The organism is Paraburkholderia sp. A3BS-1L (assembly GCF_051125215.1).
Taxonomy (GTDB): Bacteria; Pseudomonadota; Gammaproteobacteria; order Burkholderiales; family Burkholderiaceae; genus Paraburkholderia.
Genome location: NZ_CP120442.1, coordinates 374,328 through 399,319, shown reverse-complemented (window position 1 = coordinate 399,319; position 24,992 = coordinate 374,328). Strand labels below are relative to the sequence as shown.

Annotated in this window: 25 protein-coding genes and 1 tRNA gene; 18 read left to right on the top strand and 8 right to left on the bottom strand. The window is 64.5% G+C overall.

Features of this window, described 5'->3' with window-relative positions:
- Nucleotides 1-17: 17 nt before the first annotated feature.
- The 6 genes from P5W99_RS01835 to P5W99_RS01810 all read right to left on the bottom strand — a co-directional run bounded on the left by P5W99_RS01835 (nt 18) and on the right by P5W99_RS01810 (nt 6,784).
- Nucleotides 18-1,340 (bottom strand): MFS transporter, encoded by a 1,323-nt coding sequence (locus tag P5W99_RS01835; RefSeq protein WP_434661605.1) that lies wholly within the window; start codon nt 1,338-1,340, stop codon nt 18-20.
- A 246-nt stretch (nt 1,341-1,586) separates the two neighbouring features.
- Nucleotides 1,587-2,456 (bottom strand): formyltetrahydrofolate deformylase, encoded by an 870-nt coding sequence (purU, locus tag P5W99_RS01830; RefSeq protein WP_421022936.1) that lies wholly within the window; start codon nt 2,454-2,456, stop codon nt 1,587-1,589.
- A gap of 74 nt (nt 2,457-2,530) precedes the next feature.
- On the bottom strand, nt 2,531-3,388 hold the full coding sequence (locus tag P5W99_RS01825; protein ID WP_421022935.1) for an NUDIX hydrolase: 858 nt from the start codon (nt 3,386-3,388) through the stop codon (nt 2,531-2,533).
- A gap of 31 nt (nt 3,389-3,419) precedes the next feature.
- Entirely contained in the window at nt 3,420-4,034 is a 615-nt protein-coding gene (locus tag P5W99_RS01820) for a LysE family translocator (protein WP_421022934.1), read from the bottom strand.
- Between the two features lie 65 nt (nt 4,035-4,099).
- A complete protein-coding gene (locus tag P5W99_RS01815; RefSeq protein WP_421022933.1) occupies nt 4,100-4,666 on the bottom strand; it encodes an adenine phosphoribosyltransferase in 567 nt (188 codons plus the stop codon).
- A gap of 105 nt (nt 4,667-4,771) precedes the next feature.
- Complete coding sequence (locus tag P5W99_RS01810) at nt 4,772-6,784, bottom strand: cation:proton antiporter domain-containing protein (protein WP_421022932.1); 2,013 nt, start codon at nt 6,782-6,784, stop codon at nt 4,772-4,774.
- A gap of 199 nt (nt 6,785-6,983) precedes the next feature.
- Here P5W99_RS01810 and kdsD point away from each other — a divergent pair, with 199 nt between their 5' ends.
- The 11 genes from kdsD (at nt 6,984) to P5W99_RS01755 (ending at nt 16,643) form a co-directional block, all read left to right on the top strand.
- Nucleotides 6,984-7,970: an arabinose 5-phosphate isomerase KdsD gene (kdsD, locus tag P5W99_RS01805; RefSeq protein ID WP_421022931.1), complete on the top strand. Its 987-nt coding sequence runs from the start codon at nt 6,984-6,986 to the stop codon at nt 7,968-7,970.
- Entirely contained in the window at nt 7,970-8,551 is a 582-nt protein-coding gene (locus P5W99_RS01800; RefSeq protein WP_434661602.1) for a KdsC family phosphatase, read from the top strand. Before kdsD ends, P5W99_RS01800 begins: the two co-directional genes overlap by 1 nt.
- Nucleotides 8,548-9,150, top strand: a complete 603-nt coding sequence (gene lptC / locus P5W99_RS01795) for an LPS export ABC transporter periplasmic protein LptC (protein ID WP_421022929.1) — start codon at nt 8,548-8,550, stop codon at nt 9,148-9,150. Before P5W99_RS01800 ends, lptC begins: the two co-directional genes overlap by 4 nt.
- Nucleotides 9,151-9,182: 32 nt before the next feature.
- Nucleotides 9,183-9,875, top strand: a complete 693-nt coding sequence (gene lptA / locus P5W99_RS01790; RefSeq protein WP_421022928.1) for a lipopolysaccharide transport periplasmic protein LptA — start codon at nt 9,183-9,185, stop codon at nt 9,873-9,875.
- The gene (gene lptB / locus P5W99_RS01785; protein WP_434661601.1) at nt 9,872-10,663 is read left to right on the top strand and encodes an LPS export ABC transporter ATP-binding protein; all 792 of its coding nucleotides are present in this window, start codon (nt 9,872-9,874) and stop codon (nt 10,661-10,663) included. The genes lptA and lptB overlap by 4 nt, the downstream gene beginning before the upstream one ends.
- A gap of 331 nt (nt 10,664-10,994) precedes the next feature.
- A complete protein-coding gene (locus P5W99_RS01780; RefSeq protein ID WP_421022927.1) occupies nt 10,995-12,512 on the top strand; it encodes an RNA polymerase factor sigma-54 in 1,518 nt (505 codons plus the stop codon).
- Between the two features lie 178 nt (nt 12,513-12,690).
- Nucleotides 12,691-13,047, top strand: coding sequence for a ribosome hibernation-promoting factor, HPF/YfiA family (gene hpf, locus P5W99_RS01775; RefSeq protein ID WP_028219970.1), 357 nt, complete (start codon nt 12,691-12,693; stop codon nt 13,045-13,047).
- 437 nt (nt 13,048-13,484) lie between these two features.
- A complete protein-coding gene (ptsN, locus tag P5W99_RS01770; RefSeq protein ID WP_421025154.1) occupies nt 13,485-13,940 on the top strand; it encodes a PTS IIA-like nitrogen regulatory protein PtsN in 456 nt (151 codons plus the stop codon).
- Between the two features lie 58 nt (nt 13,941-13,998).
- The gene (hprK, locus tag P5W99_RS01765) at nt 13,999-14,967 is read left to right on the top strand and encodes an HPr(Ser) kinase/phosphatase (RefSeq protein ID WP_027795920.1); all 969 of its coding nucleotides are present in this window, start codon (nt 13,999-14,001) and stop codon (nt 14,965-14,967) included.
- A gap of 102 nt (nt 14,968-15,069) precedes the next feature.
- Nucleotides 15,070-15,963, top strand: a complete 894-nt coding sequence (gene rapZ, locus P5W99_RS01760; RefSeq protein ID WP_421022926.1) for an RNase adapter RapZ — start codon at nt 15,070-15,072, stop codon at nt 15,961-15,963.
- A 41-nt stretch (nt 15,964-16,004) separates the two neighbouring features.
- Nucleotides 16,005-16,643, top strand: coding sequence for an LON peptidase substrate-binding domain-containing protein (locus P5W99_RS01755; protein WP_421022925.1), 639 nt, complete (start codon nt 16,005-16,007; stop codon nt 16,641-16,643).
- A gap of 23 nt (nt 16,644-16,666) precedes the next feature.
- Here P5W99_RS01755 and mutY read toward each other — a convergent pair whose 3' ends face one another.
- Together mutY and mutM are read right to left on the bottom strand one after the other, a co-directional pair.
- On the bottom strand, nt 16,667-17,794 hold the full coding sequence (gene mutY, locus P5W99_RS01750) for an A/G-specific adenine glycosylase (protein ID WP_434661599.1): 1,128 nt from the start codon (nt 17,792-17,794) through the stop codon (nt 16,667-16,669).
- Between the two features lie 27 nt (nt 17,795-17,821).
- Nucleotides 17,822-18,652: a bifunctional DNA-formamidopyrimidine glycosylase/DNA-(apurinic or apyrimidinic site) lyase gene (gene mutM / locus P5W99_RS01745; protein ID WP_421042613.1), complete on the bottom strand. Its 831-nt coding sequence runs from the start codon at nt 18,650-18,652 to the stop codon at nt 17,822-17,824.
- Between the two features lie 133 nt (nt 18,653-18,785).
- Between mutM and P5W99_RS01740 the strand changes: the two genes are divergently transcribed.
- From P5W99_RS01740 to pth, 7 genes are all read left to right on the top strand, one after another.
- Entirely contained in the window at nt 18,786-20,669 is a 1,884-nt protein-coding gene (locus P5W99_RS01740) for a tetratricopeptide repeat protein (RefSeq protein ID WP_421022922.1), read from the top strand.
- On the top strand, nt 20,669-21,343 hold the full coding sequence (gene lolB / locus P5W99_RS01735; protein WP_421022921.1) for a lipoprotein insertase outer membrane protein LolB: 675 nt from the start codon (nt 20,669-20,671) through the stop codon (nt 21,341-21,343). Before P5W99_RS01740 ends, lolB begins: the two co-directional genes overlap by 1 nt.
- Before the next feature lie 63 nt (nt 21,344-21,406).
- Nucleotides 21,407-22,288 carry a 4-(cytidine 5'-diphospho)-2-C-methyl-D-erythritol kinase gene (gene ispE / locus P5W99_RS01730; protein ID WP_421042614.1) on the top strand — a complete coding sequence of 294 codons (882 nt, stop codon included), beginning with the start codon at nt 21,407-21,409 and terminating at the stop codon, nt 22,286-22,288.
- A gap of 50 nt (nt 22,289-22,338) precedes the next feature.
- Nucleotides 22,339-22,415, top strand: a tRNA-Gln gene (locus P5W99_RS01725).
- Between the two features lie 64 nt (nt 22,416-22,479).
- Nucleotides 22,480-23,436 (top strand): ribose-phosphate pyrophosphokinase, encoded by a 957-nt coding sequence (locus P5W99_RS01720; protein WP_421025153.1) that lies wholly within the window; start codon nt 22,480-22,482, stop codon nt 23,434-23,436.
- Nucleotides 23,437-23,607: 171 nt separating this feature from the next.
- A complete protein-coding gene (locus P5W99_RS01715) occupies nt 23,608-24,213 on the top strand; it encodes a 50S ribosomal protein L25/general stress protein Ctc (protein WP_421022919.1) in 606 nt (201 codons plus the stop codon).
- 150 nt (nt 24,214-24,363) lie between these two features.
- The gene (gene pth, locus P5W99_RS01710; RefSeq protein WP_421022918.1) at nt 24,364-24,966 is read left to right on the top strand and encodes an aminoacyl-tRNA hydrolase; all 603 of its coding nucleotides are present in this window, start codon (nt 24,364-24,366) and stop codon (nt 24,964-24,966) included.
- The last annotated feature ends 26 nt before the right edge of the window (nt 24,967-24,992 follow it).

Here is a 24,992-nt window from a genome sequence, read left to right as displayed (position 1 = left end):
CATTCCGGGCTGGCCCATTAGTGATGCGAAGCTTCCTTCAGCGTGGCAACCTCGCTCTCCTCCTTGCGCTCCAGCACCGCACGGCCATGCGCGAGCGCCTCGGGGCGGAACGAGAAGTGCATGAAGAGCAGGCTGACCACGGTGGCGCCGAACATCAGCATGAAACAGGTGGTGCGCACGCCAGTGAGGTCCACCAGCAGGCCGAACAGGATCGGCAGGATGAAGCCCGCGAGACCGCCGGCGAGGCCTACCACACCGGATACCGCGCCGATGTTGTCGGTGTACTCGTCGCCGATGAATTTGAAGACCGAGGCCTTGCCCACCGCCATGGCAATGCCCACGATGAACATGAGCACCGTGTAGAACACCGGGCCGGTGCTGATGTGCAGGCCAAGCGGGCCATGCGCGCTGTGAATCACGAAGTCGGTCGGCGGATAGCTCAGCAGGAAGAAGCAGCCGAGCGAGACCCACATCACGGCCCACGTGGTGCGATACGCGCCGTAGCGGTCGGAGAGCCAGCCGCCGATCGCGCGCAGCACGCCGCCGGGCAGCGAGAAGCACGCCGCGAGGAAAGCCGCCTGCTCGATACCGAAGCCATACTGGTTCACGTAGTACTGCGGCATCCACAGCGAAAGGCCCACATAGCCGCCGAACACCACCGAGTAGTACTGGGAATAGCGCAGCACGCGCGGATCGGTAAGCACGCGCATCTGGCTCGCCACGCTGGTCGAACTCGCGACGCGATGCGCGGGATTGCTAGCCGAGAACACCCAGAACAGCAGCGCGGTGACGAGCATCGCAACCGAATAAACCTTCGGCACGATGGTCCATGACCCCGCGGCGACGATCAGCACCGGCGCGACGAACTTATTGAGCGCCGCGCCCGAGTTGCCCGCACCGAAGATGCCCATGGCGAAGCCTTGGCGCGACCTCGGGAACCAGCGCGCGACATAGGGCGTGCCAACGGAGAACGAAGCGCCCGCGAAGCCCACGAACAGCCCGAGCACCAGGAATTGCCACAGTTGCGTCGCGTACGACACGAGCCAGATCGGCACGACCGTGGCAATCATGGTGAGGAAGAAAACGATGCGGCCGCCGAAGCGGTCCGTCCAGATGCCGAGCGGCACGCGGGCAAGCGATCCGGTGAGCACCGGCATCGCGGCGATCAGGCCGAATTCGGTGTCGGTGAGATGGAGTTGCTGCTTGAGAGGAATGCCCAGGATCGCGAACATCATCCAGACAGCAAAGCAGATCGTGAACGCGAAGGTACTCGAACCGAGCACGCGCCAGGCGCGGCTGTCCGGTACGGCATCCGCCTGCGGGGAAGGGGCGGCTTTCATGGTGTTTCCTTTTCTTGTCGGACTGATGTAACAAGATTAGGAAGCACCGCACCTGACGACTATTACTCGCAGGTAGGACGAGACGATCCGCCGCTAGGTCTTAGGGAGTAGTCCGAGGGAGTGGAGCGGTGTTGAGGAAGGGACCGCGAGATGCGGTTACACCGGCTAGCAATAAGAGTAATTCGAAAATCCGCAGCGTGCGCATTGCACGCTACGGCAAGTTGTCGCAACAGCGAGATTTCGAAATTACCGGAACACCACGGTCTTATGCCCGTTCAGCACGATGCGATGTTCGACATGCCACTTCACCGCGCGCGCGAGCGTCACGCACTCCACGTCGCGGCCGATCGCCGTGAGCTGTTCTGGCGTCATGTTGTGATCCACGCGTTCGACTTCCTGCTCGATGATCGGGCCTTCGTCGAGATCGGACGTCACGTAGTGCGCCGTCGCGCCAATCAGCTTCACGCCGCGGTCGAACGCCTGATAGTAAGGCTTCGCGCCCTTGAAGCTCGGCAGGAACGAATGGTGAATGTTGATCGCGCGGCCTTCGAGCGCATCGCACAACTGCGGCGAGAGAATCTGCATGTAGCGCGCGAGCACCACGAGGTCGGCGCCCTCGCCGTTCACCACATCGAGCACGCGCGCTTCCTGCGCGGCCTTGTCCGCATCGCTGCCGCCGAGCAGCGGGAAATGATGGAACGGAATGTTGTAGCTCGCCGCGAGTTGATAGAAGTCCTTGTGATTCGAGATGATCGCGGGAATCTCGATGGACAACTGACCGGTGCGGTAGCGGAACAGCAGATCGTTGAGGCAGTGGCCGATCTTCGAAACCATGATGACCACGCGCGGCTTCACGTTCGCATCGTGCAGTTCCCAGCGCATGCCGAATTCGTCGGCAAGCGGCGCGAAAGCGGCGCGCAGGCCGTCGAGACCGGGGTCGCCGCCCACTTGCTGAAAGTGCACACGCATGAAGAACTCGCCCGTGTGGCTATCGCCGAACTGGGCCGAGTCGAGAATGTTGCTGCCGCGCTCGAACAGGAAGCCCGACACGGCATGCACGATGCCCGGCCGGTCGGCGCACGACAGTTTGAGAATGAAGCTGTGATCGGTCGACATGACCCTGGTTACTCCCGTCAATTACCTGGTGATTCAAAAGGGCTTTGGGCTTTTACAGAAAAACCGGCGCCCCTTCACAGCGTCGGCGGTTCGAAGATCGCGGCGATGCCCTCGCATGCGTCTTCGTCTATCCATTGGCGGCGCAGCAGCAGATCGAGCGTCGCGAGGCTCGCGTCCACCGTCATCTTGCCCTCCTCGATCCAGCGCGCGGCTTCGTCGATGCGCGCGAGGCGGTGCTCGCCGACTTCGCCGTCCTGATTGTGCGGCACGAAGTCAGCGGGCAGCGCGAGGTCGTAGACGAAGATTTGCTCGGCCTGGGTGCCCTCGGGCAACGATTGCAGCACGTGCACGGTGCGTCCCGGCCGCGCCTGCGAGGCCAGCTCGGCGGCAATGCCCGCCTCTTCCCAGCACTCCTTCACGAGCGTGGCCTCGATGCCGAAGCCCCAGCCGATGCCGCCCGCCACGACGTTGTCCAGCATGCCGGGGTCGGTGGCCTTGGTGTCGCTGCGGCGCGCGATCCACAACTGCGGCGCGCGAGTCGACGCGAAGCCCGCGTATTCTACGATGCCGTTCAAATGCACCGCGTACGTCATCGTGCCGAAAAAGCGCGAGGCGGCGCGCTCGATAAAAGCGAGCGGCGCTGCGTCGAAGGCGTTGCGGATCGCGTAAGTTTCGTTGCGCCAGCCGGGAATGCGGCCCTCGGCGGCCAGCGCGCCGATCACGGCGGCGAGCGCCGCGCTCTTCGCCGTCACGCTGTCGAACTCCGCGGCGAGTGTAACGTGCGCCTCGTCGATCTCGAAGATGTCGGGCCAGCGTGCGAGCAACGCGACGTCGCCGCGGCGAATCCAGCCCACGCGTTCGTCGCCGAAGAAAAACGGCAGATGTGCGCTCGCATCGAAACGGCGCGCGTCGGTAATGCAAGGCAAGGTCATGTCGTAGAGCTCCAGACGTCGTGCGGATGCATCAGTCGCGCAGCGCGATGCGCATGCCGATGGCGATGAAGGTCAGCCCCGCGAGCCGGTCGAGCCACACGCCGGCGCGCGGCCGGCGCTTGAGCCAGCCGCCGATGGTGCCCGCGCACAGGCCGAACAGCGAGAACACCACGACGGTCTGCGCCATGAACACGAGACCGAGTTCGAGCATTTGCAGCGTGACGCTTTGCGCGCCGTGCGTATCGACGAATTGCGGCAGGAACACGACGAAGAACAGCGTCACCTTCGGGTTCATCACATTGCCGAGCACGCTCTGGCGAAAAATAGCGGAAAGCGGCTGGCGCGGCCGGTCGCCCGCCGCGGCGAGCCCCCGGCTCCTGAGCGCCTTCACGCCAATCCAGACGAGGTACGCGGCGCCCGCGAGCTTGAGGATCTGGAACGCGAGCGGCGACGAGCGCAGCACGGCGGCAATGCCAAGCGCGGCGAGCGTGGTGTGGAACGTCACGCCCGCGGCAAAGCCGAGCGCGGCCACGAGGCCTGCGGCGCGACCCTGCGAAATGCCGCGCGCGAGCACCTGCAGGTTGTCGGGGCCGGGCGCGAAGGTGATCGCAAGCGAGGTGGCGAGAAAGAGCGCGAAATTGGGCATGGGCTCAGTCCATTGGGAGAATCAGGATCAGCCAGATGTCAGCTTGACGTCAGTCAGATGGCCGCTCAATGACCACCAAACGCGGTCACGGTGAAAAGCGGCAAGCCTGCTTCGGCGAGCAGCTTCGAGCCGCCCAGATCCGGCAGGTCGATGATCGCTGCGCCCTCCACCACCGTCGCGCCGAGGCGCTCGAGCAGCAGCTTGCCCGCGAGCATGGTGCCGCCCGTGGCGATCAGGTCGTCGACGATCACCACGCGATCGCCCTTGTGGCAAGCGTCCTCGTGAATCTCGACGGTGGATTCGCCGTATTCAAGCTTGTAGGTTTCCGAGACCGTCTTGTACGGCAGCTTGCCGATCTTGCGGATTGGAATGAAGCCCACGTTCAGTTCGTACGCGACGATCGGCCCGATGATGAAGCCACGCGCGTCGAGCCCGGCCACGTAGTCGAGCTTCGCATCGACGTAACGCTCCACGAACAGGTCGATCAACACGCGCAAGCCCTTCGGGTGGCCGATGAGCGGCGTGATGTCACGAAACTGCACCCCCGGCTGAGGCCAGTCCGGCACCGTGCGGATCAGGCTGTTGACGAACCGTGAGGCTTCGGCGCTCGCGTTCGCAGGTGCGTTGGACATGATGGCTCCGGGTAATGACAAGAATGGAGAAGCGGGTTCGGATCGTCGGAACGGAACCCACGGCACGAAACGGCACCAAATGGCACCAAATGGCAGGGCCTGCGCTCAGGCCGCCGCACTCGCGCCGGCAGCGCCCGCCTTGCGGTGGCGCGAGAGGCGCTCTTCGGCTTGCGCCAGTTGCTCGGGCAGGCCGCGCAGCACGACGATGTCCGCTTCGCGCAGTTTCGTCGACGGATCGGGCTCCACGCCGCGGATGCCGTGCCGGCGGATCGCCGTCACCTCCACGCCGAGGTCGAACAGTCCCAGATCGGCGAGCGTGCGGCCCACCGCCTCGGCGCGCGCGTCGACCGGTACGGATTGTAGCCGCACCTGCTCGTGACCGTCCTCGCCTGCATCGTCGGTGCCGTGGAAGTAGCCGCGCAGCAGGCTATAGCGCTCGTCGCGCATTTCTTCCACGCGGCGCACCACGCGGCGCATCGGCACGCCCATCACCACGAGCATGTGGGAGGCAAGCATCAGGCTGCCTTCCACGATCTCGGGAATCACCTCGGTCGCGCCAGCGGCGAGCAGGCGCTCGAGATCCGCATCGTCCACCGTGCGCACGATCACGGGCAAGGTAGGTTCCAGTTCGTGGATGTGGTGCAGCACCCGCAGCGCGGACTGCGTGTTCGCATACGTAATCGCCACCGCCGCCGCGCGGTGAATGCCCGCCGCCACCAGCGACTCGCGCCGCGCCGCATCGCCGAACACCACCGACTCGCCGGCCGCCGCCGCCGCCGCCACACGATCGGGGTCGAGGTCGAGTGCCACGTACGAAAGCCCTTCGTATTCGAGCATGCGCGCGAGGTTCTGCCCCGCACGGCCGTAGCCGCACACGATTACGTGGCCGCTCTGCTTGATGCTCTGCGTGGCGATGCGCGTCATCATCAGCGACTGCTGCATCCATTCCGTCGACGACAGGCGCAATACGATGCGGTCGGCGTTCTGGATCAGGAACGGCGCAGCGAGCATCGAGAGCAGCATCGCCGCGAGAATCGCCTGAAGCAGGACGGGATCGACGAGATGCTTGTCCAGAATGAGGTTCAGCAGCACGAAGCCGAATTCGCCGGCCTGCGCGAGACCGAGACCGGTGCGCATCGCCACGCCCGGCGAAGCGCCGAAGAGACGCGTGAGCGCCGTGATGGTCACGGCCTTGAGCACGACCGGTCCGATCACGAACGCAGCCACCATGAACGGGTGCTGCCAGATCACGTGCGGGTTGAGCAGCATGCCCGTGGTCACGAAGAAGAGCCCGAGCAGCACGTCGCGAAACGGCTTGATGTCCTCTTCCACCTGATGCTTGTACGGCGTCTCGGCGATCAGCATGCCCGCGATGAACGCCCCAAGCGCGAGCGAAAGGCCGAATTTGTCGGTGATGAACGCCGCACCCAGCGTGACGAGCAGCACGTTGAGCACGAACAGTTCCTGCGAGCGGCGCCGCGCGACCACGTTGAACCAGCGCGTCATGAACTTCTGCCCGACGATGAGCAGAATGCCGAGCGCGAGCACGATCTTGATGGCGGCCATGCCGAGCGACTCGACGAGCGATGCCGACGAACCGCCGAACGCCGCGATCACGATGAGCAGCGGCACCACGGCGAGATCCTGGAACAGCAGCACGCCGAGAATGTTGCGGCCATGCTCGGACTCGATCTCCAGACGCTCCGCCAGCATCTTGCTCACGATGGCCGTGGACGACATGGCCAGCGCGCCGCCCAGCGCGATACAGGCCTGCCAGGTAATGTGCACCCACGGCGCGAGCGCGAGCCCGACCAGCAGCGCGACCGCGATCGTGCCCATGACCTGCGAGAGCCCGAGGCCGAACACGGCCCGCCGCATGGTGCGCAGCTTCGAGAGGGAGAACTCGAGGCCGATCGAGAACATCAGGAACACGACGCCGAACTCGGCCAGATTCTGCGCGCCCGCCGTGTTCGGCACGATGCCGAGCGCCTGCGGACCGACCAGAATGCCGACCGTGAGATAGCCGAGCATCGGCGGCAAGTTCAGATAACGGAACAGCACGACGCCAACCACCGAGGCGAGCAGCAGAAACAACGTCATTTCCAGCGGGGAAATCATCGTGTGAAGCGTCCTCGGTCGTGAATGTGGCGGCGATGCAAACGAAATGAATATTGCCCGCGCCGGTCGGGTCCATGATCGGCGCAAATCGGGATTAAAGGGAAGTACCGCGGAAGAGGGGCGCAAAGGCGGCAAAAGCCGGCGCTTTGGCACTGAGAGCGCCGGCGCGGCGCTCATACGCCTTTGCTATACTCCGCGAATGATAGCGAAAATCAATGGCGATCGGGCGCTGAAGCTCGCTCGCGACGTGCTCGACATCGAAGCCGACGCCGTGCGCGGACTTCGCGACCGGCTCGACGACAACTTCGTCGGCGCGGTCGACCTCATCCTCAGTTGCCGCGGACGCGTAGTCGTCTCCGGTATCGGCAAATCGGGCCACATTGCCCGCAAACTCGCGGCCACACTCGCCTCCACCGGCACGCCGGCGTTCTTCGTGCATCCCGCCGAAGCGAGCCACGGCGACCTCGGCATGGTGACCGCCGACGACGTGTTCGTCGGCCTGTCCAACTCCGGCGAATCGGAAGAGCTCGTCGCCATCCTGCCGCTCGTCAAGCGCATCGGCGCGAAGCTCATCGGCATGACGGGCAACCGCCCGCAGTCCACGCTCGGCAGACTCTGCGACGTGCATCTGGACGCCGGCGTCGAGAAGGAAGCCTGCCCGCTGAATCTCGCGCCCACGGCCAGCACGACGGCGGCGCTCGCGCTTTCCGACGCGCTCGCGGTCGCGGTGCTCGATGCGCGCGGCTTCGGCGCCGACGACTTCGCGCGCTCCCATCCCGGCGGCGCGCTCGGCCGGCGCCTGCTCACCTACGTGCGCGACGTGATGCGCACGGGCGACGCCATCCCGAAGGTGCGCGGCGACGCCACGGTGCGCGACGCGCTCTTTCAGCTCACCGCCAAACGCATGGGCATGACCGCCATCGTCGATGAAGAAGACCGCGTGGCCGGCATCTTCACCGACGGCGACCTGCGCCGCGTGCTCGAACGCGTGGGCGATTTCCGCGATCTGCCGATCGCCCAGGTGATGACGAAGGGCCCGCGCACGATCGGCCCCGACCAGCTCGCGGTGCAAGCCGTGGAACTGATGGAGCGCCATCGCATCAATCAGATGCTGGTGGTGGACGCCGAGGGCATGCTCATCGGCGCGCTCAACATGCACGACCTGTTCTCCAAGAAGGTGATCTGATGAATGCGGCCCCCGGGCTTGACGCGAACGCGCGTGCCGCGCGCGTGCGCTTGATGATTTTCGACGTCGACGGCGTGCTGACCGACGGCGGCCTGCTGTTCACGAGCGCGGGCGACACCATGAAAGGCTTCAACTCGCTCGACGGACACGGCGCAAAGCTCTTGCGCGAAGCCGGCATCGACACGGCCATCATCACCGGGCGCCGCTCGGAGATCGTCGCGTTGCGCGCGAAGGAGCTGCGCATCACGCATCTGTATCAAGGCGTCGAGGACAAGCGCGTCGCATTCGAGGCGCTACTCGCCGAAACCGGCATCACGCGCGAGCAGTGCGGCTACATGGGCGACGACTGGCCCGATCTCGGCGTGATGCTCCAGTGCGGCTTTGGCGCGGCGCCCGCGAACGCGCATCCGGACGTGCTCGCGCGCGCGCACTGGGTCACCGACAAAACCGGCGGCCACGGCGCCGTGCGCGAAGTCGCCGACCTGATCCTGCGCGCCCAGGGCCATTACAACGCCATGCTCGCGGCGGCGTGCGCCCCGCACGCGCCGCACACAGCGGAGTCGCGCGCGGAGTCCCGATGAACCAGCAGAAGTTTCGCCTCACCTCGCTCGTGCCGGTGATCTGCGTGGCGGTGCTCGCCGGCTTCACTTGGTGGCTGATTCAGGCCGTCAAGCCGCGCGAGAACGAAGCCGCGCCGCGCCCGCTCACGCACACGCCCGACTATTTCGCCGACAACTTCTCGGTCTCCGAGCTCGACCAGTCGGGCTCCACGCAATACCGCCTCACCGCCGAGCACATGGTGCATTACGAGGACGACTCGAACAGCGACCTCACGATGCCCGCGGTGCGCGCGTTCCAGCCGGGCAAGCCGGTGGTCACGGCCACGGGCAAGCGCGGCAGGGTCAACGGCGACGCCTCGATCGTCGACCTGTACGACAACGCACGCATTCTGCGCGCAGCCGGCCCGGGCGACCCCGATATGCAGGCTGATTCCGAGCATTTCCGCGTGCTCGTGAACGACGATGTGATCCTGACCGAAAAGCCGGTTAAACTTCGTCGCGGCCAGTCGGTCATGACGGCCACCAGCGGCATGAACTACAACAACGTCACCCGGGTCATCCAGCTCTTCGGCAATGTCCGCGGCGCGATCGCCCCGGCTGATTCCGGCGGCTCGTCCTGATCCCCCGGGCCGTCCACCCAAGGCACGACTGCATGAACGATTCGCTTCCCCGACCTTTGTCCGGCCGCCCGCACGCGCAGGGCTGGCGCCGCGCTGCGTTCGCGACGCTGGCCGCGCTCGCGACCGCGCTGCCGCTCGCATGCATCGCGCCCGCCGCGCACGCCGAGAAAGCCGACAAGGACAAGCCGCTCAACATCGAAGCGGACAACATGACGTACGACGATCTGAAGCAACAGACCGTCTTCACCGGTCACGTGATCGCCACGAAGGGCACGATCATGATCAAGGCCGACAAGCTCGTCGTCACGCAAGACCCGCAGGGCTATCAGTACGCCACCGGCACGGTGGCGCCAGGCACGCCCGAAGCCAACCTCGCGTATTTCCGCCAGAAGCGCGAGGGCATCGACGAATACGTCGACGGCACCGCCGAGCGCATCGACTACGACGGCAAGCAGGATCTCACCACGCTCACCACGCGCGCGACAGTGCGTCGCCTGCAGGGCCTCTCGACGGTGATGGACACGGTCCACGGCAGCGTCATCACCTATGACGGCCAGAACGACTTCTACACCGCGAAGTCGGGCTCGGACGTCGCCGGCCCCGGCAATCCGAAGGGCCGCGTGCGCGCGATGCTCTCGCCGCGCAACGGCGGCGCACAGCCGCTCTCCGGCGGCCCGGCCACGCTCGCGCCCTCCACGACACTCAAGGGAGCGCCGCAACAGTGAACACCGCCACCGTCTCCCCCGTCCATCAGCGCACCGCCGCGGGCAAGACGAGCTCGCTCGTCGTGCGCAACCTCAAGAAGCGCTATGGCTCGCGAACCGTCGTCAAGGACGTTTCGCTCGACGTGAAAAGCGGCGAGGTGGTCGGACTGCTCGGACCCAACGGCGCGGGCAAGACCACGTCGTTCTATATGATCGTCGGCCTCGTGCCGCTCGACGCGGGCGAGATCGACCTCGACGGCGAGTCCATCAGCCTTTTGCCGATCCACAAGCGCGCGGCGCTCGGCCTTTCGTATTTGCCGCAGGAAGCGTCCGTGTTCCGCAAGCTCACCGTGGAAGAAAACATCCGCGCGGTGCTGGAACTGCAGACCGACGGGCACGGCAAGCGTCTCTCGAAGGACACCATCGCCACGCGCTCGGACGCGCTCCTCGACGAACTCCAGATCGGCCATTTGCGCGACAATCCGGCGCTCTCGCTTTCGGGCGGCGAGCGCCGCCGCGTGGAAATCGCGCGCGCGCTCGCAACCGATCCGAGCTTCATCCTGCTCGACGAGCCGTTTGCAGGCGTCGACCCGATCGCCGTGCTGGAAATCCAGAAGATCGTGAAGTTCCTGAAGCAGCGCAACATCGGCGTGCTGATCACGGACCACAACGTGCGCGAGACGCTCGGCATCTGCGACCACGCGTACATCATCAGCGACGGCAGCGTGCTCGCCGCAGGCGCCCCCGGCGAGATCATCGAGAACGAGAACGTTCGCCGCGTCTATCTCGGCGAGCATTTCCGCATGTGACACGCCGATCCGGGGCGCGCCAGACACCCTGCGCGCCCCGGCCTTGCTCGCCACACCGAGCCGAGCAAGGCCGCCCGGCGCCGCCGGCCGCGCCCCCTCATTTCCGAGAGTTTTCCGTTGTTCCTGCCTGCTGGCGTCGGCTCCGTCCGCCCAGTGAAGTTCATGCGCCGCGCATCGTGCAGGCGTGCGCGCGAGTATTCCGCGCGCTTGTTTGCGCACCAAATTCGCGCTTGCAGCCGCCCTGCGCACTCCCCTCGGGCACGCGCGTTTTCGCGTATGTCGCGTGGTATCGCGAGCGTGGCAAACTCTTTACAATGAATCGCACACTGCCATGAAAGCCAGCCTCCAACTCCGCCTCTCGCAGCACCTCGCGCTCACTCCGCAGCTACAACAGTCGATCCGGCTGCTGCAGCTGTCGACGCTCGAACTGCAACAGGAGGTCGCCACGGCGATCGCGCAGAACCCCTTGCTCGAGAACGAGGACGACTGGATCGCCAGCCCGCTGCGCGTGGCGGCGGACGGCTCGGTCATCGCCCAGCCGCCAGCGCCCTCGGGCGCCGAGCCGATGCAGGGCGCGGGCAACGGCGCAACTTCGTCTGCCAGCGGCGGCGAAAGCGGCGAAGGCGACCCCCAGGGCGTGGACGAATACGACGGCCTCGGCGGCGATGCGAATGGCGAGGCAAGCCAGTGGAACCTGGACGACTACGGCCGCTCCGGCAGCGCCTCCGACGACGACGACCTGCCGCCGCTGCAGATACACGAATCGACCACCACGCTGCGCGACCATCTGATGGCGCAGTTGCGCGAAACCAATGCGAGCCAGCGCGACCGCGCGCTCATTACGTTCCTGATCGAATCGCTCGACGACGACGGCTACCTCTCGTCAACCTGTGAAGAGATTCTTGCCGATATCCCGGAAGAGCTGGAAGTCGACGCCGACGAACTGAACGCGGCGCTCGCGCTGCTGCACAGCTTCGACCCGGCCGGCGTGGGTGCGCGCTCGGCTTCGGAGTGCCTGAAGCTGCAGTTGTTGCGCGTCAATCCGTCTCCCACGCGTACGCTCGCCCTCGAAATCGTGTCGAATCATCTGGAACTACTCGCTGCGCGTGACTTCACGCGTTTGCGCAAGCAACTGAAGGCCGGCGACGATGAATTGCGCGACGCGCATACGCTGATCCGCTCGCTCGAACCGTTTCCGGGCGCGGCGTACGGCAAGGCCGAAGCCGACTATGTGGTACCGGACATCATCGTGAAGAAGTCCGGCCAGAACTGGCACGCCGAACTCAATCCGGAAGTGGTGCCCAAGCTGCGCATCAACCACCTGTACGCCAACATCCTGCGCAACAACCGGGGCGATCCGGGCAGCGGGTCGCTGCGGCAGCAGTTGCAGGAAGCGCGCTGGCTCATCAAGAACATCCAGCAGCGCTTCGATACGATCCTGCGCGTCGCGCAGGCGATCGTCGAGCGTCAGAAGAATTTTTTCGTGCATGGCGAGATTGCCATGCGCCCCTTGGTTTTGAGGGAGATTGCTGATACGCTGGGCCTACACGAATCTACTGTCTCGCGTGTGACAACCGGTAAATACATGCTGACTCCATTCGGGACACTTGAATTTAAGTACTTCTTCGGATCGCATGTTTCAACGGACACGGGAGGCGCCGCATCATCTACCGCCATTCGTGCCCTCATCAAGCAACTCATAGGAGCCGAGAACACCAAATCCCCTCTTTCGGACAGCCGCATAGCCGAACTGCTGGCGGAACAGGGTTTCGTGGTTGCGCGACGCACTGTCGCGAAGTACCGCGAGGCGCTGAAGATCCCGGCGGTTAATCTGCGCAAGTCTCTTTAAGCCTGTTCCGGCCTTTGCGGAATGGGCATTTTCCGGCCGCGGCGCCAGTTGGCGGAGATGGCCAGTCGGGCTAGCCCCCTCGTGACGGCCTTTCGGGGAGCCGAACGACCTGGGCGAGTCAGTCGACCGGCACAGCCGCGCTTCACGCGTCACGCGGCCAATAGCCTGGAGAAGCACTATGAATCTGAAGATCAGTGGACACCATCTCGAAGTAACGCCAGCGTTGCGAGAATACGTGATCACCAAACTGGACAGGGTGCTAAGACATTTCGATCAGGTCATCGATGGCAATGTGGTCCTCTCGGTCGACAACCACAAGGAAAAGGACAAGAGACAGAAGGTTGAAGTGAACCTTCATCTGAAAGGCAAGGATATTTTTGTGGAAAGCGCGAACGGCGACATGTACGCCGCCATCGATCTCGTGGTCGATAAACTCGATCGTCAGGTCGTGCGCCACAAGGATCGCCTGCAAGGGCATCAGCACGAATCGCTCAAGTATCAGCCGGCTGCTCCGATCGAAGTTCCGCCGCAATAACGCAGTGAACATCCGGAGTTGATTCAACCCCGATTGCTGGCTTGAGCAAATGCGCGAAATCTGGCCTCAGCCAGATCTCAAGCAGGCCGCCAACGAAGCCGCCCTCGCCGGGCGGCTTTTTCGTGGACCGTTTCGTGGACCCTTCCCGAGCACAGGATCCGTATGTCCGGCATCGAACGGTGCTCGAGAGTGCAACCGTGCAACAATGGTTGCGCCGATGCATGGCGCATCGCACCATCGGCCAGTACGCTTGTTCTATAATGGTCCAGTCACTTTCGGGGTAATACGTCCCCATGGTCCCGGCATCGCGCTGGTCGTGCCAGGCGAGGTGCCGGCTGCGCAGGGTTTGTCCTGCGCGCAACGGCGTGTCGCCTCGCGCATCAGCTGCGCCGATTGTCGGGGTGAGGAGCATTCAGGCCACGTTTTCGCCTGCCAACATGAATCGTTTAGCCAAAATACTTCCCATCGAGAACGTCGTCGTCGGTCTGTCCGTTACCAGCAAGAAGCGCGTCTTCGAACAAGCTGGCCTGATCTTCGAAAACCAGAACGGCATCGCCCGCAGCACGGTTACCGACAATCTGTTCGCGCGCGAGCGTCTCGGCTCCACGGGCCTCGGTGAAGGCGTGGCCATTCCGCACGGCCGCATCAAGGGCCTGAAGCAGCCGCTCGCCGCCTTCGTGCGGCTTGCCGAGCCGATTCCCTTCGAAGCGCCCGATGGCCAGCCCGTCTCGCTCCTCATTTTTCTGCTCGTGCCGGAACAGGCCACGCAGCAGCACCTTGAAATTTTGTCCGAGATCGCCCAACTGCTGTCGGATCGCGAAACACGCGAACGGCTGCATACTGAGGAAAATCGGGAGACGTTGCATCGACTGCTCACCCAGTGGCAACCTTGATGTAACGCGCGGCCCCTGATGTAACTCGTGGCTTTTTGCGCATTTGGCGCCAGGACTCATGGACACTTCCAGCATCAACGCCCAAAGCATCTTCGACGACAACGCTACCACGCTGAAGCTTAGCTGGCTGACGGGGCACGAAGGCTGGGAACGCGGCTTTTCGGCCGAGACGGTGGCAACGGCGACGGCCAGCGCGGACCTCGTCGGCCACCTGAACCTGATCCACCCGAACCGCATCCAGGTGCTCGGCGACGCCGAAATCCATTACTACCAGCGCCAGACCGACGAAGACCGCTCGCGCCACATGGCCGAGCTCATCGCGCTCGAGCCGCCGTTCCTCGTAGTCGCCGACGGCATGACCGCGCCGCCCGAACTGGTGCTGCGCTGCACGCGCTCCTCCACGCCGCTCTTCACCACGCCCATGTCGGCGGCCACGGTGATCGACAGCCTGCGCCTCTACATGTCGCGCATCCTCGCGCCGCGCGCGACGCTGCATGGCGTATTCCTCGACATTCTCGGCATGGGCGTGCTGCTGACCGGCGACTCGGGCCTCGGCAAGAGTGAACTCGGCCTCGAACTCATCAGCCGCGGCCACGGCCTCGTGGCTGACGACGCCGTGGACTTCGTGCGCCTCGGCCCCGATTTCGTCGAAGGCCGCTGCCCTCCGCTCCTGCAGAACCTGCTCGAGGTGCGCGGCCTGGGTCTGCTCGACATCAAGACGATCTTCGGCGAGACCGCCGTGCGCCGGAAGATGAAGCTCAAGCTCATCGTGCAACTGGTGAGGCGGCCCGACGGTGAATTCCAGCGCTTGCCGCTCGAAAGCCAGACCGTGGACGTGCTCGGCCTGCCCATCAGCAAGGTCACGATCCAGGTGGCGGCTGGGCGCAACCTCGCGGTGCTCGTCGAGGCCGCCGTGCGCAACACCATCCTGCAATTGCGCGGCATCGACACCCTGCGCGACTTCATGGACCGCCAGCGTCTCGCCATGCAGGATCCGGACAGCCAGTTCCCCGGCAAGCTGATCTGATTCGGCAAACGCGCCCATGACGCGCGATCTGTGCGCCGCAGCGTCATCACCGACGCATAGATCGAATGCTATGATGACCCAATCGGGTTCCCCCTCTTTCTCATGCGTATCATCCTGCTCACCGGCATTTCGGGCTCCGGCAAGTCAGTGGCGCTGAATGCGCTCGAAGACGTCGGCTATTTCTGCGTCGACAATCTGCCTCCGCGCTTTCTGCCGCAGCTTGCCCAATATCTCTCCGAAGACGGCTACGAGCGTCTCGCGGTTGCGATCGACGCGCGCTCGAGTTCCTCGTTCGAGGACATGCCGGAGATGATCCGCGACCTCGCGCGCGAGCACGATGTGCGCGTGCTGTTCCTCAATGCGAGCACGCAGTCGCTCATTCAGCGCTTTTCCGAGACGCGCCGCCGCCATCCGCTTTCCGGGTCCGTCGCGCACGACGCCAACGTCGGCATGCTCAAGTCGCTTGAAGAGGCCATCGAGCACGAGCGCGAATTGGTCGCCAATCTCGCCGAATTCGGCCATCAGGTCGACACGAGCAACCTGAGCGCCAACGCCCTGCGTCAGTGGATCAAGGTATTCGTCGAAGGCGGGCGCGGCTCGCTGATGCTCACCTTCGAATCGTTCGGCTTCAAGCGCGGCGTGCCGCTGGACGCCGACCTCGTGTTCGACGTGCGCACGCTGCCGAACCCGCATTACGATGCCCGCCTGCGACCGCTCACCGGGCTCGATGCGCCCGTGATCGAGTTTTTGGACGCGCAGCCGGCCGTCCACGAAATGATCGACGATATCTACGCGTTCGTCGCGAAATGGCTGCCGCATTTCCGCGACGACAATCGCAGCTACCTGACCGTCGCGATCGGCTGCACCGGCGGCCAGCATCGCTCCGTCTACATTGCCCAGACGCTCGCCACACGCTTCGCCGGCGAGTCAAACGTCATCGTGCGTCATCGCGACGCGCCACTCGACGTCGGAGAATCGTCCCGGCTGATCGCCTAACGCGGCCGCGTCGCGCGGCCCTTAACCGAAAGCGTTGCGCCATGTCCTCTTCTCCTGCCGTGCTCGCCGATTTGCCGCTCTTTCCGCTGCATACGGTGCTCTTCCCCGGCGGCTTGTTGCCGCTGAAGATCTTCGAAGCGCGTTATCTGGATATGGCGCGCGAATGTCTGCGCGAGAAAACACCGTTCGGCGTATGCCTGATCAAGAGCGGCGCCGAGGTCGCGCAACCCGACGAAGTCGCCGCGGTTCCCGAAAGCGTGGGCTGTCTCGCCGAAATCGAGCAGTGCGATGTCGAAACTTTCGGCATGCTGCACATTCGCGCGCACGGCACGCGGCGCTTCAGACTGCTCTCGCATCGCGCGGAAGCAGACGGCTTGCTGGTAGGCATGGCCGAGCCGCTCCCCGAGGACATTCCGCTCGAAGGCGCGGAGCATCTCGCACGCTTCGGCGCGTGCGCCGAGGTGCTGGAGCGCATCATCGCGACGATCCGCGAGCGCGATGCGGCGAGTCTGCCGTTCGCGGAGCCATTCCGGCTCGACGATCCGTCGTGGGTCTCCAACCGCCTCGCGGAGGTCCTGCCAATTGCATTGCGCGCACGGCAGAAGCTGATGGAACTCAACGACGCCGGTGCGCGCATCGACGTCGTGCATCACTACATGCAGCAGCATCAGTTGCTGTAACGCTCACTGCCTACGTTTTTGCATCAGATCAACGAACCGCGCAGGCCGTCGAGCAGCTTGCGCACCGGCGCGGGCACGCCGTAAGCGTCGATCTCGCGCAGCGGGACCCACGCCGTTTCCGCCTCATTCGCCGCGAGCCCGGCGCCCCTGCGCTCGAGTTCGAGTTCGATCATGCGCGGCTCGATGTCGAGCTTGAAGTGCGTGAACGTATGCGTGAGCGATGCGAGCGGCGAAGCTTTCGCGCTCGCGCCGAACCGCTGCGCGCGGTCGGCCAGCGCCGCTTCGCCCGCGGCTTCGGGCAGGCTCCACAGACCGCCCCAGATGCCCGTGGGCGGGCGCTTCTCCAGCATCACCGCGTCGCCGTCGAGCAGCACGAGCATCCACGTGCGGCGTGTGGGCACGGCCTTCTTCGGACGCGCAGCGGGCAACTGGCGCTGGCGGCCTGTCGTCTTCGCCACGCAATCGCTCGCAAAAGGGCAGCGCTCGCAATCGGGCTTGCCGCGCGTGCACAGCGTCGCGCCAAGATCCATCAGCCCCTGGGTGTAGGCGCTCACCTCGGCGTCGCTGGCATCGGCGCCCGGCACGAGCGATTCGGCGAGCGTCCACATCGCGTTCTCCACGCGCTTCTCGCCGGGAAAGCCTTCCACGCCGAACACCCGCGCCAGCACGCGCTTCACGTTGCCATCGAGAATCGTCGCGCGCGCGCCGAACGCGAACGACGCGATCGCCGCCGCCGTCGAGCGGCCGATGCCGGGCAAATCGGCGAGCCCTTCGACCGTCGATGGGAACCGGCCGCCGTGCTCCTGCGCGACCACCTGCGCGCATCGATACAGATTGCGCGCACGAGAGTAGTAGCCGAGCCCGGCCCATAGCGCCATCACGTCGTCGATGGGTGCGGCCGCGAGCGTCTCGACCGTGGGAAAGCGTTCGAGAAAGCGCGCGTAGTACGGAATCACCGTGGAAACCTGCGTCTGCTGCAGCATGATTTCCGAGAGCCAGATGCGATAGGGGTCGCGCGTGTTCTGCCATGGCAGATCGTGGCGGCCGTGTTCGCGCTGCCACGCAATCAGGCGTGGCGCGAAACTCGCGAGCAGATCGTCCGGATACGTGCCGGCAGCGGGCTTTTCGGTAGATGCGGATGAAAGATACATGGAAGAGCTTGCAGGAGAAACCTGCCCTCAGCGCTGACAGCGCGGACAGAAATAGGTCGACCGCTGGCCCTGCACGATCTGTGTGATCGGCGTGCCGCACACGCGGCAAGGCTGGCTCGCGCGGTCATAAACGAAATATTCGAGCTGGAAGTAGCCGCTTTCACCGTTGCTGCCGACAAAATCGCGCAGCGTGCTGCCGCCCTTCTCGATGGCCGAGGCCAGCACGGCGCGCACGGCGTCCGCGAGCAGTTCGTAGCGCGCGAGCGAGATGCGGCCTGCTGCCGTGGTCGGCCGGATGCCCGCGCGAAACAGGCTTTCCGATGCGTAGATATTGCCGACGCCCACCACGATGTCGCCGGCGAGCAGCGCCTGCTTGACGGACACCTTACGGCCGCGCGTCTCGCGAAACAGCAGTGCGCCCGAGAATGCTGGCGTAAACGGCTCGATGCCGAGATTCGCAAGGAGCGGATGGCCAAGCACGTCGCCCGCCTCGCGCGGATGCCAGAGCACGGCGCCGAAGCGGCGCGGATCGCGAAAACGCAGCGTGAAGTCGTCGAAGAACCAGTCGACGTGATCGTGCTTCTCCGCGGCCGGCGGCTTTGGAAGATTGCGTAATACGCGCAGCGTGCCGGTCATGCCAAGATGAACGATGAACCAGCCCTCGTCGACCTCGAACAGCAGGTACTTGCCACGCCGGCCCACGGAACGAATCGTGCGCCCGCGCAGCGTGCGCGCGAGCGTGGCCGGCACAGGCCAGCGCAGGGCCGGATTGCGCACCTCGACGCGCTCGACGCGGCGGCCCGCTACCCACGGCTCGATGCCCCTGCGGGTGACTTCAACTTCTGGCAGTTCTGGCATGTCTAAAAAGGGGTGAGAGGTTGTGCCGGAACAATCCGGCGAGCGTAGCCGCGCTGGTCTGCAACTTGCGTCGCCGTTGTGCGCGTATTGTATCCAGCGCGTTACAATCGACCGAAACATTCGACGGAATTCCATGGAACTGTCTTTCGTAAAGCTGTTTGCGAAGCGCTCGCTGCGGGGCTTCAAAGCGGGCTCCAGGGCGGCAGCGCCGCGTCTGCGCGAAGCGCGTCAACTACGCGTGCCGGGTCCCCGGCGCCTGATCGGCGCTGCGGTGCTCGCGGCCTGGGCGTTGACGACATCGAGCGCGTACGCACAGGATCAGGCCCCCACCTCGGACGACACTTCCGTCACCATGCCGGATGTGTTCGGGCCCGCTTCGCCCGACGAAAAGAAGGACCTGCCGGGCGTCGCGCTCTCGAGCCAGATCGTCTTCCAGGTGCTTGCCGCTGAAATCGCGTTGCAGCGCAATCAGCCGGCGCCGGCCTACCAGACCTATCTCGCACTCGCCCGCGACACGCACGACCCGCGCATGGCGCAGCGCGCGACGGAAATTGCGCTCGCGGCGCAAAGCCCCACCGACGCGCTCACCGCCGTGCAGCTCTGGCAGCAGTACGCGCCGGATTCGGAGCGTGCCGCGCAGCTGGACTCCTCGCTGCTCGTGCTTGCGGGCAAGCCCGCCGAGGCGCAGCCGCTGCTCGCGCGCGAGTTGGCCCGCGTGCCGGCGGAAAGCCGCGGCCAGGCGCTGCTCTCGTTGCAACTGCTGCTCTCGCGCGGCCCGAATCGCGCAGGCGGCCTCGATGTGCTCAAAGCGCTGCTCAAGGACGACATGAACCGTCCCGAGGCGCAACTCGCCCTCGGACGCCAGCAACTGCTCGTCGACGACGTGCCAGCCGCGCGTAAATCGTTCGAGCAGGCGCTAGCCATCAAGCCCGACTATCTGCCCGCCGCGCTGATGCTCGCGCAGATGGGCCCGGAAGAGCGCCAGGAAGGCATCGCGTCGATCGAAAAATTTGTTCAGCAGAATCCGAAGTCGCGTGAAGGACGTCTTGCGCTCGCGCAAACCTACCTCGCCGCAGACCGCCTCGACGACGCGAAAAAACAGTTCGAGTTTCTGCACAAGGCCAATTCGACGGACCTGATGCCACTGATGGCGCTCTCGCTCATCGACGTGCAGCAGAAGAAGTACGACGAGGCCAAGCAATATTTGGTGCAGTACACGCAGGTGGCGGAAAAAACGCCTGGCGCGGATCCGGGCCAGGGCTACATTTATCTCGCGCAGCTCGCCGCCGAGCAAAAGGACGACGCGGGGGCGCAGCAGTGGCTCAACAAGATTCAGCCCAGCAGCCAGCAGTATGTGCCTGCGCAGATTACGCGTGCGCAGATGCTCGACAAGCAGGGCAAGGTCGACGAGGCACGCCGTCAGCTCGCGAGCATCCAGTCCGACGACCCACGCGACCAGGCGCTGATCGCGCGCACGGACGCCGCCATCCTGTTCGACGCGAAGCGCTATGCGGAAGCGGAATCGCGCCTCGCCAAGGCCACCGCCGACTTCCCGGACGACCCCGATCTCACCTATGACTACGCCATGGCCGCCGAAAAGACCGGCCACTACGAAGTCATGGAAGCGCAGTTGCGCAAGTTGATCAAGACGCAGCCCGACAACCCGCAGGCCTACAATGCGCTCGGCTACTCGCTCGCGGACCGCAACCAGCGCCTGCCGGAAGCGGACAAGCTGGTCGAAAAAGCTTCGTCGCTCGCCCCTGACGACGCGTTCATCATGGACAGCGTGGGCTGGGTGAAGTACCGCATGGGCGACAACGCCGACGCCATCAAGCTATTGCGCAAGGCCTACAGCCTGCAGCCGAACGCCGAGATCGGCGCGCACCTCGGCGAGGTGCTGTGGAGGAATGGCGACCAGGACGGTGCGCGCCAGGCCTGGCGCGAGGCGCGCAAGCTCGAACCCGACAACGACACACTCCTGAAGACGCTCAAGCGCTTCCAGGTCAACGATCTCTGATGGCTGAATTTCAACCGCATCTCCACCCCACCGCCTCTGCCGCTGCGAGACGCGCCTCGCGACTGATCCCGCGGCCGGCGCTGGGCGTGGCGGCGGCCGGGCTGCTCGCCGGATTGCTCACGCTCGCGGGCTGCGCGACGCAAGTGCCGCGTGAACCGTCCACGGCTCGCGCCACGACGTCGCTCACCACGCAAACGAGCCGCGCCTACCATGGCCGCTTCGCCGTTCAATACGATGACCAGAACGGCCAGCAGCGCAACGCCTACGGCAATTTCGACTGGCACGAAGCCGATTCGACCGTGACACTGCAACTGCTCAATCCGCTTGGGCAGACGCTTGCCGTCGTCACATCGTCGCCGGGCCAGGCCACGCTCGAATTGCCGAACAAGCAGCCGCTCACCGCCGACAACGTCAGCACGCTGATGCAGCAGGCGCTCGGTTTCGCGCTGCCGGTGGAAGGTTTGCGCTACTGGCTGCAGCCGTCGGTCGCCCCCACGTCGCGCGCGCATACGACGCCCGACGCGAAAGATCCGCTGCGCCTCGCGCAGATTCAGCAGGATGGCTGGACCATCGACTATCTCGCCTACGCAGACGCCCCCGCCACCGGCGTCAAGCGCGTGAACCTCATGCGCGACGACCCGCCGCTTCAGATCAAACTCGTGCTCGACCAGTAAAGGAATTGCGCCCTGCGGCGGCAAGCGCGATGCGCGCGCCGCCGCAAGGCGCCTACCCGCATCATGACCGAAACCCAGGACTCGCTGCGCGACTGCCTCGCGCCCGCGAAACTCAATCTCTTCCTGCACATCACGGGTCGCCGGCCCAACGGCTATCACGACCTGCAAACCGTCTTCCAGTTGCTCGATTGGGGCGACACGCTGCATTTCACGCGCCGCCTCGACGGCCGCATCACGCGCACCACGGAGGTTGATGGCGTCCCCGCCGAGCAGGACCTTACCGTGCGCGCCGCGACGTTGCTCAAGCAACATACCGGCACGTACGAAGGCGTCGAAATCGACATCGAAAAGCGTCTGCCGATGGGCGCAGGCCTTGGCGGCGGCAGCTCGGATGCGGCCACCACGCTGCTCGCACTCAATCGCCTATGGAAGCTCAACCTGCCGCGCGAGGAATTGCAGGCGCTCGCGCTCAAACTCGGCGCCGACGTGCCCTTCTTCGTCTTCGGGAAAAATGCGTTCGCCGAGGGTGTTGGCGAGGCGCTGGAGGCTGTACAATTGCCCCCGCGCCACTTTTTGGTGGTGACACCGCGAGTTCATGTTCCTACCGCTGAAATTTTTTCAGAAAAGTCATTGACAAGGGACACAAGAGCCTGCACAATAGCAGTCTTTCTTGCACAGCAAGCAACGCAGAAGGGATGGCCAGACAGCTTCGGCCAAAACGACATGCAAGCGGTTGTCGCAGGAAAATACGCGGAAGTAGCGCAGGTGCTCAGATGTTTTGAAAACATCGCTCCAGCGCGGATGACCGGGTCGGGCGCAAGTGTTTTTGCAGCGTTCGCCAGTCGGGCTGAAGCAGAAGTTGCGCAAGCGCAGCTTCCGGCAGACTGGAGAAGTGCAGTGACGTCGAGCCTGGACACGCATCCACTCTTCGCTTTCGCGGCATAGTTTTGCGTGGCTGATCGTCCTACCGGTCAGTCAAGCTCGAAGTTGAGTGTAGGGGAGTCGCCAAGTTGGTTAAGGCACCGGATTTTGATTCCGGCATGCGAGGGTTCGAGTCCTTCCTCCCCTGCCAAAAATTCTAAAGCAGTTCACCCAAGTAGTTCCTCTCGCCCCCCCAAGTCCGCAGCAGGTGCATGATGAGCAGCCATGACGGCCTGATGGTTTTTACTGGCAACGCGAATCCCGCGCTTGCACAGGAAGTCGTCAAGATCCTCGGTATTCCCCTCGGTAAGGCTATGGTTAGCCGCTTCTCCGACGGTGAAATCCAAGTCGAAATCCAGGAAAACGTGCGTGGCAAGGACGTCTTCGTCCTTCAGTCGACCAGCGCGCCGACCAACGACAACCTGATGGAACTGATGATCATGGTCGATGCGCTCAAGCGCGCATCCGCAGGCCGGATCACCGCAGCCATTCCCTATTTCGGCTATGCCCGTCAAGACCGCCGCCCCCGTTCGGCGCGCGTCGCCATCTCGGCGAAGGTCGTAGCGAACATGCTGGAAATCGCGGGCGTCGAGCGGATCATCACGATGGATCTGCACGCTGACCAGATCCAGGGTTTCTTCGATATTCCCGTCGACAACATCTACGCAACGCCTGTGCTGCTCGGCGATCTGCGCAAGCAGAACTACGAGAACCTGCTGGTCGTTTCGCCGGACGTCGGCGGCGTGGTGCGCGCTCGTGCGCTCGCCAAGCAACTGAACTGCGATCTCGCGATCATCGACAAGCGTCGCCCGAAGGCGAACGTCTCCGAAGTGATGAACATCATCGGTGAAGTCGAAGGCCGCACCTGCGTGATCATGGACGACATGGTCGACACCGCCGGCACGCTCTGCAAGGCAGCGCAAGTGCTCAAGGAACGCGGCGCGAAGAAGGTGTTCGCTTACGCCACGCACCCGGTGCTCTCGGGTGGCGCGGGCGAGCGCATCGCCGCTTCGGCGCTCGACGAACTGGTCGTGACCGACACCATCGCGCTGGGCGAAGAAGCCCGGTCGTGCGCGAAGATCCGTTCGCTCACGAGCGCGGGTCTGCTGGCGGAAACGTTCTCGCGTATCCGCCGCGGCGACTCGGTGATGTCGCTGTTCGCGGAAAGCTAAAGAGATTCGCGCCGAAGCGCGGCATTCGCAAGGGTGCCGCGCTTTGGTGTAATCGGCGCAAGCGGACGAAGGTTTGCGCCGCATCGCAGGGGCCTTCTGGTGGATATCCAGCCGAAAGGACCCCGTTTTATTTACTGCCTGGTCGCGGGCAGTGCATCAACTGAGAACATCATGAAAGTCATCGCTTTCGAACGCAATCTGCAAGGTACGGGTGCGAGCCGCCGCCTGCGCAATGCTGGCAAGACCCCTGGCATCGTTTACGGTGTCGGCGCCGAGCCGCAACTGATCGAACTCGATCACAACGCGCTGTGGCACGCCCTGAAGAAGGAAGCTTTCCACTCGTCGATCCTCGACCTCGAAGTGGCCGGCAAGTCGCAGCAAGTCCTGCTGCGCGACGTGCAATACCACCCGTTCCGTCAGCTCGTGCTGCACGTGGACTTCCAGCGCGTGGATCCGAACAAGAAGATCCACACGAAGGTGCCCCTGCACTTCATGAACCAGGAAACCAACCCGGCCGTGAAGCTGGGCGGCGCGATCATCTCGCACGTTCTGGCTGAAATCGAAGTCCAGTGCCTGCCGAGCCAACTGCCGGAATTCCTCGAAGTCGACCTCGCGAAGATCGAAGCCGGCCAATCGCTGCACGCCAAGGACATCACGCTGCCCGCAGGCGTCACGCTGGTTCCGCACGTCGAAGCCGAAAACCCGGTGGTCGCGTCGGCACCCGTGCCGGCTGGCGCTCAAGCGGCTGCTGAAGGCGAAGAAGCAGCGGCTGAGTAAGTGCCCAGCAAGAATTAAGCTGATCCTCTCGATCCGTTTCAAAGAAACGGACGACGTGACCCGCCGCGGTTCGCCCCGGCGGGTTTTTTTTCGCAGTTTTTTCGTACACTTGCGGATTGTTTCAATGAATTCTGCAGGCGGAATACCACAATGATCAGGTTGATCGTCGGGCTCGGCAATCCGGGCGCCGAATACACGGCAACGCGACACAACGCGGGCTTCTGGCTCGTGGACCAGCTCGCGCGTGAAGCCGGCACGACGCTGCGCGACGAGCGGCGTTTCCATGGCCACTATGCGAAGGCGCGCCTGTACGGCGAGGAAGTGCATCTGCTCGAGCCGCAGACCTATATGAACCGTTCGGGCCAGTCGGTCGTCGCGCTCGCGAACTTCTTCAAGATCCTGCCCGATGAGATCCTCGTCGCGCACGACGAGCTCGACCTTCCGCCCGGCACCGTCAAGCTCAAGCTCGGCGGCGGCAGCGGCGGCCACAACGGCCTGAAGGACATTTCCGCACATCTGTCGACGCAGCAATACTGGCGCTTGCGCATCGGCATCGGCCATCCGCGCGACCTGATTCCCGAAGGCGCGCGCGCCGGCGCCAAGCCCGACGTGGCGAACTATGTGCTCAAGCCGCCGCGCCGCGAAGAGCAGGACGTGATCGACGCGTCGATCGAGCGGGCGCTCGCAGTCATGCCCACGTTCGTGAAGGGCGAGGCCGAGCGCGCGGTCATGCAGTTGCACCGCAACGGCTGATTTCGGCGCGCGTTGCTTTCATCGCG

Excerpts from the sequence above, each read along its gene's own strand:
- ptsN (WP_421025154.1), top strand. The coding sequence starts at position 13,485 with ATGAATCGTTTAGCCAAAATACTTCCCATCGAGAACGTCGTCGTCGGT.
- P5W99_RS01755 (WP_421022925.1), top strand. The coding sequence starts at position 16,005 with ATGTCCTCTTCTCCTGCCGTGCTCGCCGATTTGCCGCTCTTTCCGCTG.
- P5W99_RS01800 (WP_434661602.1), top strand. The coding sequence starts at position 7,970 with ATGAATGCGGCCCCCGGGCTTGACGCGAACGCGCGTGCCGCGCGCGTG.
- P5W99_RS01825 (WP_421022935.1), bottom strand. The coding sequence starts at position 3,388 with ATGACCTTGCCTTGCATTACCGACGCGCGCCGTTTCGATGCGAGCGCA.
- P5W99_RS01835 (WP_434661605.1), bottom strand. The coding sequence starts at position 1,340 with ATGAAAGCCGCCCCTTCCCCGCAGGCGGATGCCGTACCGGACAGCCGC.
- P5W99_RS01720 (WP_421025153.1), top strand. The coding sequence starts at position 22,480 with ATGAGCAGCCATGACGGCCTGATGGTTTTTACTGGCAACGCGAATCCC.
- P5W99_RS01780 (WP_421022927.1), top strand. The coding sequence starts at position 10,995 with ATGAAAGCCAGCCTCCAACTCCGCCTCTCGCAGCACCTCGCGCTCACT.
- P5W99_RS01820 (WP_421022934.1), bottom strand. The coding sequence starts at position 4,034 with ATGCCCAATTTCGCGCTCTTTCTCGCCACCTCGCTTGCGATCACCTTC.
- hprK (WP_027795920.1), top strand. The coding sequence starts at position 13,999 with ATGGACACTTCCAGCATCAACGCCCAAAGCATCTTCGACGACAACGCT.
- kdsD (WP_421022931.1), top strand. The coding sequence starts at position 6,984 with ATGATAGCGAAAATCAATGGCGATCGGGCGCTGAAGCTCGCTCGCGAC.
- lolB (WP_421022921.1), top strand. The coding sequence starts at position 20,669 with ATGGCTGAATTTCAACCGCATCTCCACCCCACCGCCTCTGCCGCTGCG.
- P5W99_RS01815 (WP_421022933.1), bottom strand. The coding sequence starts at position 4,666 with ATGTCCAACGCACCTGCGAACGCGAGCGCCGAAGCCTCACGGTTCGTC.
- mutY (WP_434661599.1), bottom strand. The coding sequence starts at position 17,794 with ATGTATCTTTCATCCGCATCTACCGAAAAGCCCGCTGCCGGCACGTAT.
- mutM (WP_421042613.1), bottom strand. The coding sequence starts at position 18,652 with ATGCCAGAACTGCCAGAAGTTGAAGTCACCCGCAGGGGCATCGAGCCG.
- purU (WP_421022936.1), bottom strand. The coding sequence starts at position 2,456 with ATGTCGACCGATCACAGCTTCATTCTCAAACTGTCGTGCGCCGACCGG.
- pth (WP_421022918.1), top strand. The coding sequence starts at position 24,364 with ATGATCAGGTTGATCGTCGGGCTCGGCAATCCGGGCGCCGAATACACG.
- rapZ (WP_421022926.1), top strand. The coding sequence starts at position 15,070 with ATGCGTATCATCCTGCTCACCGGCATTTCGGGCTCCGGCAAGTCAGTG.
- ispE (WP_421042614.1), top strand. The coding sequence starts at position 21,407 with ATGACCGAAACCCAGGACTCGCTGCGCGACTGCCTCGCGCCCGCGAAA.
- hpf (WP_028219970.1), top strand. The coding sequence starts at position 12,691 with ATGAATCTGAAGATCAGTGGACACCATCTCGAAGTAACGCCAGCGTTG.
- P5W99_RS01810 (WP_421022932.1), bottom strand. The coding sequence starts at position 6,784 with ATGATTTCCCCGCTGGAAATGACGTTGTTTCTGCTGCTCGCCTCGGTG.
- lptA (WP_421022928.1), top strand. The coding sequence starts at position 9,183 with ATGAACGATTCGCTTCCCCGACCTTTGTCCGGCCGCCCGCACGCGCAG.
- lptC (WP_421022929.1), top strand. The coding sequence starts at position 8,548 with ATGAACCAGCAGAAGTTTCGCCTCACCTCGCTCGTGCCGGTGATCTGC.
- P5W99_RS01740 (WP_421022922.1), top strand. The coding sequence starts at position 18,786 with ATGGAACTGTCTTTCGTAAAGCTGTTTGCGAAGCGCTCGCTGCGGGGC.
- P5W99_RS01715 (WP_421022919.1), top strand. The coding sequence starts at position 23,608 with ATGAAAGTCATCGCTTTCGAACGCAATCTGCAAGGTACGGGTGCGAGC.